At 65.6% G+C, this 15,397-nt stretch carries 13 protein-coding genes; 7 read left to right on the top strand and 6 right to left on the bottom strand.

Annotated features, from left to right (window positions below; translation table 11 throughout):
• Positions 1-12 precede the first annotated feature (12 nt).
• Positions 13-717, bottom strand: coding sequence for a glutathione S-transferase N-terminal domain-containing protein (locus ACN28I_RS14840; protein ID WP_420942685.1), 705 nt, complete (start codon positions 715-717; stop codon positions 13-15).
• 134 nt (positions 718-851) lie between these two features.
• Here ACN28I_RS14840 and ACN28I_RS14835 point away from each other — a divergent pair, with 134 nt between their 5' ends.
• Entirely contained in the window at positions 852-1,703 is an 852-nt protein-coding gene (locus ACN28I_RS14835; protein ID WP_420942684.1) for a hypothetical protein, read from the top strand.
• A gap of 170 nt (positions 1,704-1,873) precedes the next feature.
• On the opposite strand, the gene ACN28I_RS14830 is transcribed toward ACN28I_RS14835, so the two are convergent.
• The gene (locus ACN28I_RS14830; protein WP_420942683.1) at positions 1,874-2,833 is read right to left on the bottom strand and encodes a GlxA family transcriptional regulator; all 960 of its coding nucleotides are present in this window, start codon (positions 2,831-2,833) and stop codon (positions 1,874-1,876) included.
• Positions 2,834-2,919: 86 nt separating this feature from the next.
• On the opposite strand from ACN28I_RS14830, the gene ACN28I_RS14825 reads away from it, so the two are divergent.
• The 5 genes from ACN28I_RS14825 (at position 2,920) to ACN28I_RS14805 (ending at position 8,570) form a co-directional block, all read left to right on the top strand.
• Complete coding sequence (locus ACN28I_RS14825) at positions 2,920-3,738, top strand: DJ-1/PfpI family protein (protein ID WP_420942682.1); 819 nt, start codon at positions 2,920-2,922, stop codon at positions 3,736-3,738.
• A gap of 175 nt (positions 3,739-3,913) precedes the next feature.
• Entirely contained in the window at positions 3,914-4,885 is a 972-nt protein-coding gene (locus ACN28I_RS14820; protein WP_420942681.1) for a hypothetical protein, read from the top strand.
• On the top strand, positions 4,878-5,612 hold the full coding sequence (locus ACN28I_RS14815) for a PIG-L deacetylase family protein (RefSeq protein WP_420942680.1): 735 nt from the start codon (positions 4,878-4,880) through the stop codon (positions 5,610-5,612). The genes ACN28I_RS14820 and ACN28I_RS14815 overlap by 8 nt, the downstream gene beginning before the upstream one ends.
• Positions 5,609-7,477, top strand: a complete 1,869-nt coding sequence (locus ACN28I_RS14810) for a hypothetical protein (protein WP_420942679.1) — start codon at positions 5,609-5,611, stop codon at positions 7,475-7,477. Before ACN28I_RS14815 ends, ACN28I_RS14810 begins: the two co-directional genes overlap by 4 nt.
• A gap of 1 nt (position 7,478) precedes the next feature.
• Entirely contained in the window at positions 7,479-8,570 is a 1,092-nt protein-coding gene (locus ACN28I_RS14805) for a class I SAM-dependent methyltransferase (protein ID WP_420942678.1), read from the top strand.
• Between the two features lie 94 nt (positions 8,571-8,664).
• Here the strand turns inward: ACN28I_RS14805 and ACN28I_RS14800 are convergent, their stop codons facing one another.
• The gene (locus ACN28I_RS14800) at positions 8,665-9,429 is read right to left on the bottom strand and encodes an SDR family NAD(P)-dependent oxidoreductase (protein WP_420942677.1); all 765 of its coding nucleotides are present in this window, start codon (positions 9,427-9,429) and stop codon (positions 8,665-8,667) included.
• 649 nt (positions 9,430-10,078) lie between these two features.
• Here ACN28I_RS14800 and ACN28I_RS14795 point away from each other — a divergent pair.
• Complete coding sequence (locus ACN28I_RS14795; RefSeq protein ID WP_420942676.1) at positions 10,079-10,852, top strand: hypothetical protein; 774 nt, start codon at positions 10,079-10,081, stop codon at positions 10,850-10,852.
• 227 nt (positions 10,853-11,079) lie between these two features.
• On the opposite strand, the gene ACN28I_RS14790 is transcribed toward ACN28I_RS14795, so the two are convergent.
• The 3 genes from ACN28I_RS14790 to ACN28I_RS14780 are packed head-to-tail and all read right to left on the bottom strand — an operon-like array spanning position 11,080 to position 14,779.
• The gene (locus ACN28I_RS14790; protein WP_420942675.1) at positions 11,080-13,050 is read right to left on the bottom strand and encodes a DUF3732 domain-containing protein; all 1,971 of its coding nucleotides are present in this window, start codon (positions 13,048-13,050) and stop codon (positions 11,080-11,082) included.
• Positions 13,047-13,547 carry a three component ABC system middle component gene (locus ACN28I_RS14785; protein WP_420942674.1) on the bottom strand — a complete coding sequence of 167 codons (501 nt, stop codon included), beginning with the start codon at positions 13,545-13,547 and terminating at the stop codon, positions 13,047-13,049. The genes ACN28I_RS14790 and ACN28I_RS14785 overlap by 4 nt, the downstream gene beginning before the upstream one ends.
• A complete protein-coding gene (locus ACN28I_RS14780; RefSeq protein ID WP_420942673.1) occupies positions 13,544-14,779 on the bottom strand; it encodes an ABC-three component system protein in 1,236 nt (411 codons plus the stop codon). The genes ACN28I_RS14785 and ACN28I_RS14780 overlap by 4 nt, the downstream gene beginning before the upstream one ends.
• Positions 14,780-15,397 lie beyond the last annotated feature (618 nt).

Here is a 15,397-nt window from a genome sequence, read left to right as displayed (position 1 = left end):
CAGGCCTGGTGCTCACGCGTCTGGAGCGCCGTACGTCTTCTGAAGGTAGGCGACGATGTCGGCGGACTCGAACATCGCCTCGCCGGTGTTGGGGTCGGAGAGGTAGGGCACCATCATCCGCCCCGAGCGCGCGAGGAAGTCCGGGCGGCGCGGGCTGCCCTTGGCCAGGTTGTGCAGCAGGTAGGGCAACTCCAGCCGGCAGAGCGTCTCGCGGACGATGCGGCAGTACGGGGAGGCCTCGAAGCTCCACAGCTCCAGCGGCTTCTCCGGGGCCCGGCCCGGCTGTGCCCGTGAGCCGCCAAGCCCGCGCGTCCACGACGCGAGGATGGAGCTGGCGGTGGTGAGCGGTCCGAGCGCCAGTCCCCTGGCCACGTTGCCGTCACCATAGGTCTCGAAGAGGTAGCGGATGATGTCGTTGGACTCGTACATCCGCTGGCCGGTGTTCGGGTCCACGAGGTAGGGGAACTGCTGCTTGCCACCCAGCTCCACGGCGCGGGGGCGGAAGCGGGTGCCGCCCTTGGGACATGGGTAGATGAAAGCGTCCAGGTCGAGCACGCAGAGGGCCTCGCGGACCTTGCGGCAGAAGGGGCAGTTCTCGAACTCGTAGAGCTCCAGCGGCTTCTCGGGGCGCTTGCCGAGCGCGGTCACGTATTGGCCGAACCCGAGCCGGGCCACACTGGCCGCGTAGGACGTCGTCACATTCACGATGCGGATCATCGCTTCTCCATTCCACCACTTCCTTCCAGGTCACTCTGCGCCCATCCCAGCACAGGCGCAATTCCTCCCCATGAGCGCCGGCTTGGAGGAGAATGCATGCCTTGGTTGGGCCCTTCGGGCTCGAGGAGGCGAACGTGAAGAAGGTCCTGATTGGAGTGGGCATCGGCTGCGGGTCCCTGGTGCTGGTGGGCATCATCGCCGTGGTCGCGGGTGGCTTCTGGATGAAGGGGAAGGCAGAGGAGTATTCCGGCGATATCCAGGCCGCCGGCAAGACCGCGGAGGAGACGCGGCAGCGGGCGGACGCGCTCAACCAGAAGTACCCCTTCAGCGCGCCGGCCAAGGGCGTGCCGGTGACCATCGAGGAGAAGCGGCTGCAGGAGTACCTCGCGGTCCGCACCACGCTCCAGCCGGTCTTCAAGGCGTACGAGCAGAAGGCCAAGGAGCTGCAGTCCTCGGCCGGCGAGAACCCGGGCCTCGGCGATGCGTTCAAGGCGATGAGCCAGCTGACGTCCTTCATCTCCGAGCTTCAGTCCACCTGGATCGACCAGCTCGAAGGCAAGAAGATGTCGCCCAGGGAGTACCATGCCATCACCGCCGCCCTGTACACCTCGAACTGGGGCGCCGTGGCCGGTGACATGCGGCGGCAGCAGCGGCCCATGTTCGAGCAGGCGAAGAAGACGCTCGAGCAGCAGCTGGCGGCCACGCAGGACGCGGAGATGAAGGCGGCGCTGGAGGAGCAGCTCGCGAGCATCAACGAGCAGCTCGCGCAGCTCCCGGCCGAGGACGCCGTGCCCGGCGAGGCCGAGAAGGTCCACAAGGCCAACCAGGTCCTCTACACGAAGTACAAGGCGCAGATTGAGGAGCAGGCGCAGCACGGCCTCGATTTCATCCTGCTCGGCCAGGAGAACGACAGCTCGCTCGGTGAGGCGCTGGAGAACATCCACACGGGCACGGAGCCGGACGGCGCCAACGAGGAGATGGAGTAGAGCCGCACGCCTCGTGCACGGCCTTCCCGGGGGAACCGGCCTGGAGGAGGCCGTCATATGCGGGACGTGCTCCGCTCCGCCGAGTGGATACCTCGAGGGTCACCCAGGCGAGTGTGTCCACCCGCGGGTGGGTGCGCGCATCCACCCGGATGGCGTTTTCGGGTTCCCGGTCAACGGCCCACCTCCGCCGCCCGCGCGCTCCGCCGGAGCGCCTGGGGTGGCTGCCCGAACAGCCGCACGAAGGCGCGGCGCATCCGCTCGGGGTCCGAGAACCCCACCGCGCCGGCCACCTGCTCGATGGACTCGGAGCCCGTCTCGAGCCGCACCCGGGCCGCTTCCGCGCGCAGCCGCTCGATCGCCTTGGCCGGTGTCTGCCCCGTCTCCGCCAGGAAGGCCCGTGCGAACTGACGCGGGCTCAGACACGCCACCTCCGCGAGCCGCTCCACCTTCAACGGCTCATGCAGATGCTCGCGCGCGAAGGTCAGTGCCTGGCGGATGCGATCCGAGGGAGGGGCGAGCTCGAGCAGCGTGGAGAACTGGGACTGTCCTCCCGGACGGCGGTGGTAGACCACCAGCGCGCGCGCCTTGGCCCGCGACACCTCGAGGCCGAGATCTTCCTCGATCAGTGCAAGGGAGAGATCGATGCCGGCGCTGACTCCCGCCGACGTCCAGATGGGACCGTCCTGGATGAAGATCCGCTCCGCGTCGACGCGCACGCGCGGATAGCGGCGCTGCAGATGCGCGGCGAATCCCCAGTGGGTGGTCGCTCGCCGGTCATCGAGCAGCCCCGCGGCGGCCAGGATGCCGGCACCGGAGCAGATGCTCGCGACCCGCCGGGACCTCGCCGCCGCGGCCCGGACGAACTCCAGCACCGGGGCCGATTCCATCGCCGCCAGGGTCGCCACTCCCCCGACGACCACGAGCGTGTCGAACGCGGGCTCGCCGAAGCGCTCCGTCATGACCGCGACGCCGGAGGAACTCGCGATCAGTCCTCCCTCCGCGGACAGGAATCGCAACCGGTAGGGGAGCAATTCCCGTTCGCCTGGGGGCGCCTCGAAGACCGCCACGGGTCCGGTGAAATCGAGGATCTGGAACGCCGGGAAGAGGAGGAAGCCAATGTCACGGGCCATGGCGGAAAAAGAGGGAACTACGTCCTTTCGGACATGAGCCTGACAAGCCAGAGTGGCTTCGTCAAACCAGACAAGGAGTTCCGGCAATGGCTTCGAACCTCGAGATTGTCTTTCCACTCTACCCCGGTGTGTCGTTTCTGGATTTCATGGGACCGCAGGCGGTGTTCGGGATGCTTCCCGGTGTGAGGCAGATCTTCGCCTCCGTGGGAGGGCAGCCGATCCGTGAGGGCGCCCTGACGCTCGATCCCCTGACGCGGCTGGAAGACGTGGAGCGGTGTGATGTGCTGTGTGTCCCGGGTGGGCCCATGGTGAACGTGGTGAGGGATCGCGTCTTCATGGATGCAATCCGCCGGCTGGCCTCCACGGCGCGTTTCGTCACGTCCGTGTGCACCGGCTCGGTCATCCTGGGGGCCGCGGGATTGCTCGAGGGCCGGCGAGCGGCAAGCCACTGGGCCGCTCGCGAGCAGTTGTCCTTGTTCGGAGCCATTCCGGATGAGGGGCGCGTGGTGCGAGATGGCCATCTCCTGACGGGCGGAGGCGTCACGGCGGGAATCGATTTCGGGCTGACGCTCGCGGCCGAGCTGGCGGGCCCCGTCGTCGCCCAGTCCATCCAACTCCTGCTCGAGTACGCTCCCGCGCCCCCCTTCGACGCCGGACGTCCCGAGGCGGTCTCGCAGGAGGTGCTGGCCCAACTGGCCACGCTCTCCACCGCGGTGGGTTTCGACATGGCCGCGGAGACCGCTGCCTTGCAGCAACTGGGGGCGAGCTCCGCGTGGCCCGGGCCTGACGCCGGACGCTGCTGCGCCATGGACGTGAGGCCCCTTCCCAGAAAGCAGCCGGGGACCTCGACCGGGCGCGCCCGGGTGCAACGGGTTCGCATCCCTCATGGACGGGCGAAGGCCTGAACCGTGAACGGCTACTGGCGCCCATGCGGCCGGGCTTGGGCCACACGGCCCGTCCGATGACAGGCATTGAGAGGGACGCGGTGGGTGAGCCGGGCGTGTCAGTGGTGGGCTGTATCTTGTCGTTCATCAAGCCCTGGTCATGCCCATGACACCACGACATCGCACGTCCATCTCCATGCAAAACATTGCTCGCTCCCCGGCTCCCGCGCTGCTTTCCGCGACGGGGAGTGATGGGCTCATCCGGCGGGAGACACCCCTTTTCGACGGCATCGAGCCCCTGGAACTGGAGGACTTCCGCACGGGCTCTCCCGCCCGGCGCGAGGACTTCGCGGAGCGGCTCATCACGCACCTGAACGAGCGCGGGTTCTTCTACCTGGAGCGGCCCTCCGCGCTGCTGGAGCAGCACGGCCTGGAGGGGAGCTTCGAGCGCTACGAGGCCATCTACCAGCATGCCCTGCTGGCGCATCCGTACCTGAACGATCTGATGCACGCGCCCACCGTCTTCCAGACGGGCTACAACTTCACGTGGTTCCCGGAGTCCACCGTGGTGCGGCAGGCCATCGAGGCCTTCATGGCCAAACCCGCCACGTGGAAGAACTTCCGCAAGCAGTGCGTGCCCGCGCCGGTGCGAGAGCTGCTGGAGGCCTCGGAGGAAGCCTACCGGGCCTGCTACGCCGTCTCGCTCGTGCTGCTGGAGGCGCTGGAGCTGGGCCATGGCCTGCGCGAGGGCGGGCTGCTGCGCCTGTTCCGCAAGCACACGGAGGGCGCCGTCCGCTTCGTGAAGTACCACGCGCCCAACGCCACACGGAGCCGCCGGCAACTCGTCACGCATGCCTCCGAGCCCCACTCCGACAAGAGCTTCTTCACCTTCAACCTGGGCGAGTCCCGGCCAGGCCTGGTCTGGCTGGGCGGAGACAGGCCCTGCCTGCTGCCCAACGGGCAGGGCCACTGGCTCATCACCTCGGGCCGCTACTCCGAGGGGCTGACGCGGCTGTTGGACCGGCCCGTGAGGCCGTTCCCGCACACGGTGCACAACGACGGGGAGCGTGTCGTCGTCCTCGGCTTCGTGACGCCGGAGGGGATGCTGCACGACCTCCCGGTCGAGGAGTGGCCCATGCCGCGGCTGGCCTCCCCGTCCCATGGCTGAGCACCGCGAGGGTGGGAGGCCCCGGCAGCTCTTCTTCTCGCCACACCCGGATGACATCGCGCTGGCGGCCTTCGCGAGCCTGCTGCGGGTGCCCCCGGGCGTGCCCCGGGCGTTGATCAGCGTGTTCACCCAGAGCTGCTGGGAGTTCGTCCTCCCGGTGGACCGGACACGGGCGTTCGCGGTGACGTCGCGGCGGCTGGAGGAGGACCTGCGCTTCGCCCGCGCCTGGGGAGCGAGCCTGGTGCACCTGGGCTTTCGCGACACGAGCCTCCGGCTGTCACCGGGCGTGGAGGATCGGCGTCCGTCCACCGCGGATCCGCTCTTTCCCGCCGTCCAGGCCGCGCTGCGGGACGTGCTGGAGAACGAGGCGCCGGACGTGGTGTGCCACGTGCCGCTGGGCATCTCCGGGCACGTGGACCACCTCATGGTCCGGGACTCCCTCCTGGCGCTCCGCGGGGGCGCGCGGGGCGTCGTGTTCTACGAGGACCTGCCGTACTGCGAGCAGTACACGGAAGAGGAGATCGCGGCCTTCGTGCGCGCGCTGGGGCTGGGGCTCGCTCCGCACCTGCTGGAGCTGGGAGCGGAGTGGCCCGCGAAGGTGAAGGCGATGCGCCTGTACGAGAGCCAGCTCGAGGCGAAGACGATTCCCGCCATCGAACGCTACGCCCGGAGGTTGGGGGCGGGGCGGGGGATGGCCGAGCGGGTGTGGAAGGTGGATGCGAGATGAGTACGCGTGACTTGAAATGGGAAGGACCCCTGCTGGTGCATGTCTCCTACGAGGCGACGCGCACGCTGGGCGGCGTGGGAGTGGTCCTGTCGCAATTGCTTGCATCGCCCGGGTTCCGCGAGGGCTGCAAGCGCACGCTGCTGGTCAGCCCGCTGGTGCGGCCTTGCGGCCTGGGCAGCTATGAGATGAGCGAGTCGCTCGAGCGGGACCTGGAGGCCAGCGGAGAGGTGCTCTACAGCGGCCTGCGGCGGCACAACCCGCCGGAGCTGGCGCGGCGTCTGCGGCCCGTGGAGGAGCGGTACGACGTGTCGTTCGTCTACGGGAGGAGGGAGGCGCCGGGGGGCCCCGTGGAGGTGTTGCTGGTGGACCTGACGGACGTGTTGCGCAGCCAGCGGGTGCTCCTGGGCACCATGCCCTCGTTCCTGCGGCGCATGCGCACGGTGCTGGGGGTAGACGTCCCGCTCGACTGCCGGGGCGCGCGTGCGCTGCCCTGGCGGCTGGCGTCCAGGGCCTGGCGGAGCCTCTTCGGCGAGCGGCTGGGCGGCTCCGCGCTCGTGAACGGGCTCTACCGCAAGGCGGTGCACCATGGACTGCGGCACGCCCCTCCGCTGGACCACGACGCGATGATGGGGCTGGTGATGGCCGAGCCCGTCTTCGACGCGGTGGAGGCGCTGAAGCCCGAGGATGGCTCCGGCGCCGTCATCCTCTCGCAGGAGCACCTGTCGCTGCCGCTGGCCTACAAGGCCCGGCTGGACGGCGGCGGGTGGTGCCGGACGGTGTTCTACGCGGGCGAGGTGCGCACGCCGCGGGTGGTTGTCGAGTACGGCGCGCAGCCGGGGCAGGTGGCCTCGGACAACCGCTATTACCAGGTGCAGCGCCTGGCGCTCGCGCAGGGGCGGACGATGGACGAGGTGTTCCCGGTGGGCTCCTGGACCAGCTTCCGGGTGCTCCGGGGCGGCCACGCGTGCGACGGGGTGGGGGCCGTCAGCGAGTCCGTGGCGGACGAGTTGCGCTTCCTGGACCGGGGCTTCCGGGAGCGGCCCGTCACCGTCATTCCCCATGGCCACCGCGCGGTGGAGACGAGCTGGGAGGCGCGCAACGACAGCCGGGCGAAGGTGCTCCGGCACGTGAAGGAGCGCTGGGGGGTGGACTGCCAGCTCCTCCTCACGCGCATCTCCCGCGACGAGGTGTGCAAGGGCCTGTCGCGGGACGTCACGGTCTGCGAGTACCTGGCGGAGCTGCTGCCGAAGGAGCGGCTGCCGGCGGTGCTGCTCCTGGTGACGCAGTGGTGGGAGAACGATCTCTCGCCCAACATCCGTGCGCTGAGGGCGCGCGTGGAGGCGTTCAACGCGCGGCGCACGGGCATCCACATCGCGCTCATCAACCAGCCCACCTGGCCCGCCGGGCTGGACTTCACGCGCGATGACCTGCTCCGGGCCACGGACGTGTCGCTGGGGCAGTCGATGTACGAGTCCTTCGGCCTCGCGCAGCTCGAGGCGCTGAGCGGCGGGGCCATCTGCGTCATCTCGGGCGTGAGCGGAGCGCGCCCGACGGTGCGCGCGCTGTGCGAGCGGCTGGGGACGCCCGAGGCGGCGTATCCCAACCTCGTGGTGGCGGACTACGCCGCGGAGGAGGCGCGGGTGCCGCCGCGCACCGTCGAGGAGTGGAAGGCGCTGTCCGGAGAAGAGCTCCACGCGTTGGAGCGGCGGACGGCGGAGTCCGTGGCGCGGCGGGTGGTGGAGCGGCTCCCCCGTGACGAGCGGGCCGCCCGTGCGTTGCTGGAGACGGGCCGGCGGCTCGCCGGGCAGATGCAGTGGGAGCCGCTCATCCGTGAGCAGTTGATTCCCTTCATCACTGGAACCTGACATGAATTCGAATGCACCGGGGGTCACGCTCATCGTGGCCGCTCATCCCGAAGACGTGGCGCGCCTGTTCAGCACGGTCTGCGCCGGGGCGGAGCTCGCCGTCGTGGCGGAGGAGGACGGCCTTGGACGCGAGCTGGAGACGGTGGGCCGGGCGCTCGGGGCGCGCGGCATGCGAGCGCTGACGCCCGCCGGGCTGGAACCCTGGTGCCGCGAGCAGGCGGCCCGGGGCGGCGTGCGGGTCTTCACCCACAGCCCCCAGGAGGAGGCGCCACGCCACCGCGACGTCTGCCTCGCGGTGAGCCGCGTGTTCGATCGGCTCCAGGTTCCCGCGCTCGGAGCGAGGCCCACCGCGTTCCAGGTGCTCGACGACGCGGCCTTCCAGCGCAAGCTGGAGCTGCTGAACGCGCTCTACCGCGACCGGCCCGGTGGCACGGAGGCGTGCACGCACCCGGTGCGGGACGGGCTGGGGGTGGAGGCGTTCTGCGAGATCCGTCACGCGGATGTGGTGCGGGCGTTGTCGCTGACGAAGCCGGAGATCTTCGCCGAGCTGGAGGACCCGTGGGGCTTCACCCACTCGACGTACGAGCGTGAGCGCTACGCCCTCACGGCCCAGGTCCTGGGCTCGCTCACCGGGAGCCCGCCCCGGAGCGTCGTGGACGTCGGGGCCTGCGAGGGGTTGATGACGGAGCGGCTCCGGTCGCTGTTCCCGGAGGCGGTGGTGCACGCGGTGGAGGCGGATCCCCACTTCGCCGCGCGCCTGCGCCAGCGGCTGGGGAGCGACGAGCGGGTGCGCATCGTGGAGGCGTCCGCGCTGGACGTGCCGCTGGAGGCGGACCTCGTGCTGCTGGCGGAGGTGCTGTACTACCTGCCCGTGGAGGCGGGGCGTGAGTTGCTGGGCCGCATCCGTGCCTCGCACCTGTTGACCTCCTACGGTGGGCCGTTTGGTGAGGAGGTGCACGCGGCGCTGCGGGCGCTCGGGTGGCGGCAGGTGGTGTGTGGCTCGTTGCCTGCGCGCATCGAGCCGGTGGATGGCGTGGCGAGCCCGCTCCTGGTCCGGCGGGCCGGCACGGACGTGCGACTCTGGAGCCGGTGAAGCCAGGGCGGAGCGGGCGGAGGTGGCTCACCCTGCGGACGCTGAGGCCACGGACCGCTGTTCCTCTCCACAGGGCCCCATCCCGCCTATACGCCTAGGAGCGGAAGATCCAGCCGCCGTCCACGGGGAGGGTGGTGCCGGTGGTGAAGGTGGCATCGGCGCAGAGATAGAGGATGGCACGGGCCACCTCGTCGGGCTGCCCGATGCGGGCCAAGGGGTGGTAGGTCTCGGCCATCATCCGCTGGGTGGCCGCGTCGCCCTGGGTGAAATCGAGGAAGGTCTCCGTCTCGATGGAGCCCGGGGCCACCGCGTTGACGGTGATGCCTTCCGAGGCGACCTCGAGCGCGGCGGTCTCGGTGAGGCTCTCCAGCGCGCGCTTGGTGGCCCCATACGCACCCAGTCCGCGGAACGCGCGCTTGCCGATGGCGGAGGAGACGTTGACGATGCGGCCGCCTCCACCCTGGGCCCGCATCTGCCGGAGCTCGGCGCGCATGCACCAGAAGAAGGCCGTGAGGTTGAGGTGGAGCACCTGGTCCCAGTTGTCGTCGGTGCAGTCGGCGATCGTGCAGGGCTGGCCGGTGATTCCCGGCACGTTGACGGCGCAGTCGAGCCGGCCAAAAGCAGCCACTGTGCTCTCCACGGCCCGGGTCACGTGGGACAGTTGGGTGATATCGGTCTCGAGGAAGCGGGCTGTGCCACCCTGGCCGAGGATCTCCTGGACCACTGCCGAGCCCTTGGTCACGCGCCGTGCGGCCACGACGACCCGGGCTCCGGCCTGGGCGAGCGTCAAGGCCGCCGCCCTGCCGATGCCGCCACTTCCACCCACCACCAGCGCTACCTTGCCATCGAGCCGAGCCATGGTTCACCTCCCGTGGGCGGGCACCTTACCTGACGGGGCATTGGCGGCGCCATCGCCTCCGCGGCTGCTCCACAAGGCGTCCGGGGGGATGCGGTGTGCCGCTTCACCCGGGAGGCCGAGCTGCTCGCCGGGCTGCGCCACCGGGCGTCGTGGCGCAGGTGGCGCATGGACAAGAACCGAATTGGGTCCCCTGATGCGAGCCGTGCCTCCTGAGGGCGGCCTGGGCAGGCATGCCCAAGGAGGCTGCGTGGCCTCTGCACCGGCACGGCTCCCAGCTCGGCCGGCACCCGTCAGCGGCCCTCCTCGGCCCCTCTGCACCAGCCCTCCCCCTCAACACGGCCTCTCTCCTGCCTATACGCCACGGCGCGAAGGACGGCCACCAGGACAGCAGCCGAGCCTCGGGCCCGCGGAGATCACCAGAGCACCAGCAGCCGAACCTCGGGCACGGTGGACGGCACCAGCAGCACGGCAGCCGAAGCTCGGGCGTCGAGGCGACAACTTCCCTGACACAGGGGGCCACGGTCTTCCCCGGCGTCCCCGTGAGTAGGCCCCCACCTGACACACCGGCTACCTCCTGGAAATAGGGTTCGGTCCATGCCAACAAGAGCACCTGGCCACCCGTAGGCGGGGAGGCCAGGGAGGAGCACGCATGGACGAGGAGAAGAAGTCCGAAGCGAGCGGGGAGGGAGCGGAGCGGGTGGGGCCGTACCTGCTTCAGGAGCAGGTGCAGCAGTCCGGCGACAGCCAGGAGGAACTGTATCTGGCCACCAACGAGACGAGCGGGGCCACGGCCCTGGTGCGCAAACACGCCGCCGAGGAGGGCAAGGCAGCACGGAAGAACTGGCGTGTGTTCCTCGGCTCCTGGGCCGCAGGAGGCTACTCCACCATGGAAGTGGAGCACACCGATTGGGCCAGGGCCCAGGACAGGCAGTCGGCGGAGTCGTTGCTGCTCACGTTGGAAGGTGTGCTCGAGGAAGTGCGGCACATGGTCCGCGCCGTGTCCGGCCCCCATGAGTCCCGCTTCCGGTGGCGTCTGGGATGGGGCGTGGCGAGCGCCGTCACGGTAGGCGCCCTGCTCCTCGCGCTGGTGCGTCTGGCCCCCGTGTCCCAACCCCCGAGCGCCCTACCAGCCCCCCTGCGCCACGAGGTGCCCACGGCAGTCGAGACGCCGGACTTCAACGCCTGGCTCACGGACACCACCCCCCCGGGGCCACCCGTACTCGCCCGGCCTCTGCCGAAAGAGCCCTTCAAAGGACAGAAGCGCCCTCCCTGCACGCGCTACACCGAGGTCGAGCTGGTGGGCGCCTGCTGGATGCCTCACGAGCTCAAGGCCCCGTGCCCGGAGACTCTCTTCGAGTACCAGGGCAAATGCTACGCGCCCTGCTTCAGCGCGAAGCCGCCGCCCTCGTCGCTCGGGCAGTAAGGGGCGCGGGCCGCTCGCGTCTGGTGCCGGGTTCGCTCGTCCTCGCTCCCATCCCGAGAACCACCCGGGGTGAGCGTGCTGTGGGTTCTCCCGCTGGCGCTGATGGCCATGCTCCCGCGACGCGGAGCTGCTCTCGCGCTCACGGCGTACCGCGACGGGCAGCGAAGGTGTCAAACGACTCGTAGGGCGCGAGTTGTTGGAACGAGTCCTTTGACACCTTCTATGGCCTATACCTCGTCATCCTCAGGCGAATCCTCCAACAACTCGGGTTCAAGCGGCTGATCAGGCCAGTCATCCGGAATAAGACGCTCTGCATCTGTCCACCTCCGCGCAGCACTCATAAAGCGTTCATCATCTCGGAAGTAGGCATGCTCTAACAGAAGTACTTGGAGATCTCCCTGTCGGGCAACTTCATCAAAAAGGAAGTCGATGTATTGCTTCACGATAGCACGATCATCAACCTCTACTTTCTCCTCATTCTCTCCGAGATCCGCTGGATAAAATGGGCGACTGATCTGATCGATTACGAGAAATCCTGGCACAGGACGCCTGTGCGACGAAAAATATTTATGGAGCGCCAGCACAGTCGCCAGATGAAGCGTCACAACATTCTCATCAGAGCCAACTGCGCTGAGTTCTTTAATCGCGCGGCCATCCCTGATGTGAACAGACATTTTCTTTGCAACGAAACGAACCCGCCAGGGCTTTAGTTCCTTGCTGAATGGCAGTCTTGCTATATGCTCTGTCGCGAGTGCTGAGATTTCATCCTCGGCCTCTGACAATTTCTTGGCGATTGCTGCATCATCCACGCTGTCCGAAAGAAGATCGTACTCTTCTCTTAATACATTCGTCCTCTTTGATGTTGCCGCTGCGGCCCTCTCTCGTTCCATGTGCATGAAGTATTGGATCTTCCCCAACACCAAAAACTGCCTATCTCGGTAACTTTTTACGCGTCCTGACTCTTCAAGTGCATTAACAAGTCCCTTGAGTTTTTCGTCGACTGTAGATAGTTCTTCGCCAATGCGTTCGATTTCAGCCTCAATGCTGCTGCGATAATCATCAAGCTGAGGGCGGACTTGGCGTGCATCGCCCATTTCACGCTGTAGCTGGCTGATGGCTGCATGAATGGACTGGAGCGTTTCGGTAGGCTCTGAGATTGGCGACTCGCACACAGGGCAATGTTCTGCCAGCTTCTCGGAAAAAAGACCAACAACCTTCAACCGGTTTACTTGTGCGCTGGCTGCCTGCTGATACCCACTCGCAATGTCAACGGCCTCATCCGCAGCACTGAGACGACGTTTTGCGACGAGCAATCGACGCAACAGGGTATCCCTGCGTTCATGAAGCTCTTCAACTTGATCAGACGTCCCCCGTCTGCTCACGGCAGGAATCCCAGCTTTTATTACGCCACTCAAAGCATCGCGCAATCCACGCTCGCTATTTATGGTCGGCGCATCGCAAAGGCCAACCTGCACCGCCTCTGAAACAAGCACTGCCAGGGGTGCCAACTCAGATAGGTCCATTTGGGCAGCGGGTTCCTGCTCTCCTGGTGCTCTAATAGCGAGGCGTTTGCGCAGATCGCGCAGACGCTGCTGGCGCGCGAAAGTGCCCTCGTCGACAACACCCAAGAAGTACGGCAGCGCCCGAATGTTTCTAAGCCCCGAGCCCCCAATCATCTCCTGGAAAAGGGTTTCGCTGCTCTGAATCACCCCTGCTCCCTGCACAAGGTAGGGAATAATATTGCGGAGCGATACCTGTCTGCCGGTTGCTGTGCTCCCATGGGAGTTGGCTCCGCGCACTACGCCAATTCCCAAGCGCCCTTCCAGCCAATGCTGAGCGTCATTTCTGCTCAGTTGAGCAACGCATTCTTCGGCTGACTCTGGAATTTCAAGTTGAGTTCCCTCGGCAACGAAGAACTCCCGCTTATCTTCAGGCGCATTCCGGAGTCGTCGCGCAACGAAGAATCGCTGCTCGCCACGGCACCACAAAGCCCCTACCCACGATACGGCAGTGCCAACGCGATTTGGAATATTGCACGACTTAGAGGCAAGGCAGTAGTTGAGGATATTGATTAGGGCGGTTTTTCCGGTATCTCCAGGCCCGGAAATTACATTTACAGAATTCTTCGCTAGGGGGAGGGATTTGCGTTGCCCATGGTGGCTGTATAGAAAAAAGCTTTCAATCTGCCATCTGCTCATGGCGCAACCCGCAGTTTAGAGAGTATGAGGGCAGGAGCCCCAGCCGCAGCTAGCATCTCGCCAAGTCGTCGTGCGCGCTGTAGGAGGCGCCGCAGCTCAGATTCGGATTTTGCCCATGTTCCGGGCTTGCGCAATAGACCTTCGTTTACCGAGCGAACAGCGCCATCGTTTCCTATTACTAGTGCACCGGCGGCAAGCCCGAATAGTAGCGAAGCGCGATGAACTGGAAGATAGGAGGCCATGATTTGCGGGAACTCTGAGACAACTTCAGGAGACGCGTCAATCCAGGCGAAAAATGGCATTGACATCGATAGTTTATTGAGTGCCAAGCCGAATGGTTGATGTAAAACAAGAGGAATGCATACGGGCAAGAGAGGAAAGGGGGGGCCTCTTTTTGAGACGTCTATATATCCACTGCACGTTTGCCACAAAACAACCGCCCCTAGCGCAGGGTTGAGGGACGCAAAGGCGTCAACCGACACGTCCTTGAGTTTCATGGCTTCTCCTTTAGGCGCGCCTCGTAATCGGGATGCCAGCCCACCTTTTTCTCATCAGCAAGTTGCTGCAAGACTCCACGTGTCATGTACGAGCTATTCCACGAAGCGCCTGAAATGCGCTGCTCGTCCGGAGCTTGCCGCAAAGCCCAATCAAGAACTTCTCGGCCCACCGCGATCTTTTCGTCCTCTGTTCCTCCCTCGCAATTGTCGCACGCTGGTTCGAATTGGAATTTCCAAGTTTCGATCAAGCGAAGATCAAACCTGCCCTGTTCATTCCAATCAGTTAGACCCTCGTTGACCCATGCCTCGCGCTGCATCCTTGCTTTCCAGCGAGCGATGACAGCTCGGTTTGTGTACCCATCCCCGCGCCTTACGAGTTGGATTTGCTGTACGAGCACGCCTGCTGCTTGCTTCAGTGCATTGATGTCTTCCGGAGGAGCTGCATCCTCAAAATCCCCTGGGAGGGTTCCCGTGCTCATCTCTCGCAGAAGCGCGGAAATCTGCTGGGTCACTTCGGCCTTTGTGATGGGCTCTGGCTTTTCAGGTGTAAGACTCTGTGCTGCGCGCAACGCCCACCATTCCAAGAGCCGCTTCGCAATGGAGAAGCGATATTTCTTTTCAATAAGGTGGAGGTGCTTCGCTGCATGTTCATTGAGCGTGGCAATGGTCGCGCGTTCGGAAGCCAAGTGGATTCGCGCGATAAGGTGTTTGCGCTCCTTTTGGCTTAGTCTTAGAAATTCTCTACACAAAGGTGCGCGAGCCGTTAACTTCTTTGAGTCCTGTGTGTTTTCATCAACTACTCGCTGCGCTTCTTGCTCCAATGCGTTGAGCAATGCCTTCCGGCTGCCATTGCCCATCAACACTGCGAGGACATTGTCGTCCCCAATAGATGCGCTGGTCACCAATATCAGTCTGTGGTGAGTGATTTTTCTGCGTGCCAGGGTGGACCAGTTTGCGAGAGTCTTCCAGAGTTGCTCACTTGCTATTGTGAGCGTGCGCTTGGCGGTTCGTGAGTATTTGACTTGAAAAAGCGAAGGTCTGTTTCCCGAGAAATGAATGTCGTCGAGATTCTCAAGGGTTACGGCCTCAGCGTCCTCATTGGATTCGCGCAGGAGAATGATGAGGGCGTAGAGTGCTTGGAAGTAGTACCCGGCCGCTGATGCACTCGCCTCGCGCGCATGAATCTCATCGATTACTGGTGAGGGCGGTTGATCATGTGAGGCATCGCGCATCACGCTCCTCCAAAATGCCTGAGCGGGCCATGCTGCCTCGCTCCGTCACAAGTGTAGCCAACACTCCTATGCCGCGCGAGCATACGGCAGAACGTCCGTGGAAGCCGTTTCCTGCGTCGGCAGGTCGATTCACCCGTTGGAACATAAAACGGATGCGGACCCAATTATGGGCTTAGGGTGGTGCAGAGCGGAGGAGGAGCGTTGCCGGGGGCGAAAGGGCGTTCGCAGGGCCGGAGAGAACCGGCCGTATAGCCCACTTGGGACACACGCCTACCTTGGTCGCCGTGCCATGAGAGCTAGGACCGCATAGATCTGATTCGGAACTGTTTGAGGCCGACAGCCTAGGGTTGAAGGTTAGGGGAGCGCCGCTGCTGGGCGCAAGCGGGGCTGTCGGCCCCTCGGCAGACTTTGCAGGGAGTAGGCCTACCCTGGCCTATTCCGCATGAGGAGCAGCCGATGCCGACATGTACCCCGGGGTGCCCAGAAAGCCGCTGCATGACGGACCGGCCAGTCCCGTCGCTCCCTCAGGGTCGTTCTTCACCCCGGCGACGCACCAGGGTTCTTGTTTACCTTTGTGTAAACGCTGAGTTCCTGGGCCCGGCGACTTCCCTCGGAAGG

The organism is Archangium gephyra, from assembly GCF_049060025.1.
Lineage (GTDB): Bacteria > Myxococcota > Myxococcia > Myxococcales > Myxococcaceae > Archangium > Archangium gephyra_A.
The sequence above is the reverse complement of the archived record's forward strand: the minus strand, read 5'-3'. Positions and strand labels throughout refer to the sequence as shown.

What these genes read in the sequence shown, in the direction of transcription:
- ACN28I_RS14815 (WP_420942680.1), top strand. Translation starts at nt 4,878, where the DNA reads ATGGCTGAGCACCGCGAGGGTGGGAGGCCCCGGCAGCTCTTCTTCTCG.
- ACN28I_RS14810 (WP_420942679.1), top strand. Translation starts at nt 5,609, where the DNA reads ATGAGTACGCGTGACTTGAAATGGGAAGGACCCCTGCTGGTGCATGTC.
- ACN28I_RS14795 (WP_420942676.1), top strand. Translation starts at nt 10,079, where the DNA reads ATGGACGAGGAGAAGAAGTCCGAAGCGAGCGGGGAGGGAGCGGAGCGG.
- ACN28I_RS14840 (WP_420942685.1), bottom strand. Translation starts at nt 717, where the DNA reads ATGATCCGCATCGTGAATGTGACGACGTCCTACGCGGCCAGTGTGGCC.
- ACN28I_RS14780 (WP_420942673.1), bottom strand. Translation starts at nt 14,779, where the DNA reads ATGCGCGATGCCTCACATGATCAACCGCCCTCACCAGTAATCGATGAG.
- ACN28I_RS14825 (WP_420942682.1), top strand. Translation starts at nt 2,920, where the DNA reads ATGGCTTCGAACCTCGAGATTGTCTTTCCACTCTACCCCGGTGTGTCG.
- ACN28I_RS14830 (WP_420942683.1), bottom strand. Translation starts at nt 2,833, where the DNA reads ATGGCCCGTGACATTGGCTTCCTCCTCTTCCCGGCGTTCCAGATCCTC.
- ACN28I_RS14785 (WP_420942674.1), bottom strand. Translation starts at nt 13,547, where the DNA reads ATGAAACTCAAGGACGTGTCGGTTGACGCCTTTGCGTCCCTCAACCCT.
- ACN28I_RS14790 (WP_420942675.1), bottom strand. Translation starts at nt 13,050, where the DNA reads ATGAGCAGATGGCAGATTGAAAGCTTTTTTCTATACAGCCACCATGGG.
- ACN28I_RS14805 (WP_420942678.1), top strand. Translation starts at nt 7,479, where the DNA reads ATGAATTCGAATGCACCGGGGGTCACGCTCATCGTGGCCGCTCATCCC.
- ACN28I_RS14820 (WP_420942681.1), top strand. Translation starts at nt 3,914, where the DNA reads ATGCAAAACATTGCTCGCTCCCCGGCTCCCGCGCTGCTTTCCGCGACG.
- ACN28I_RS14800 (WP_420942677.1), bottom strand. Translation starts at nt 9,429, where the DNA reads ATGGCTCGGCTCGATGGCAAGGTAGCGCTGGTGGTGGGTGGAAGTGGC.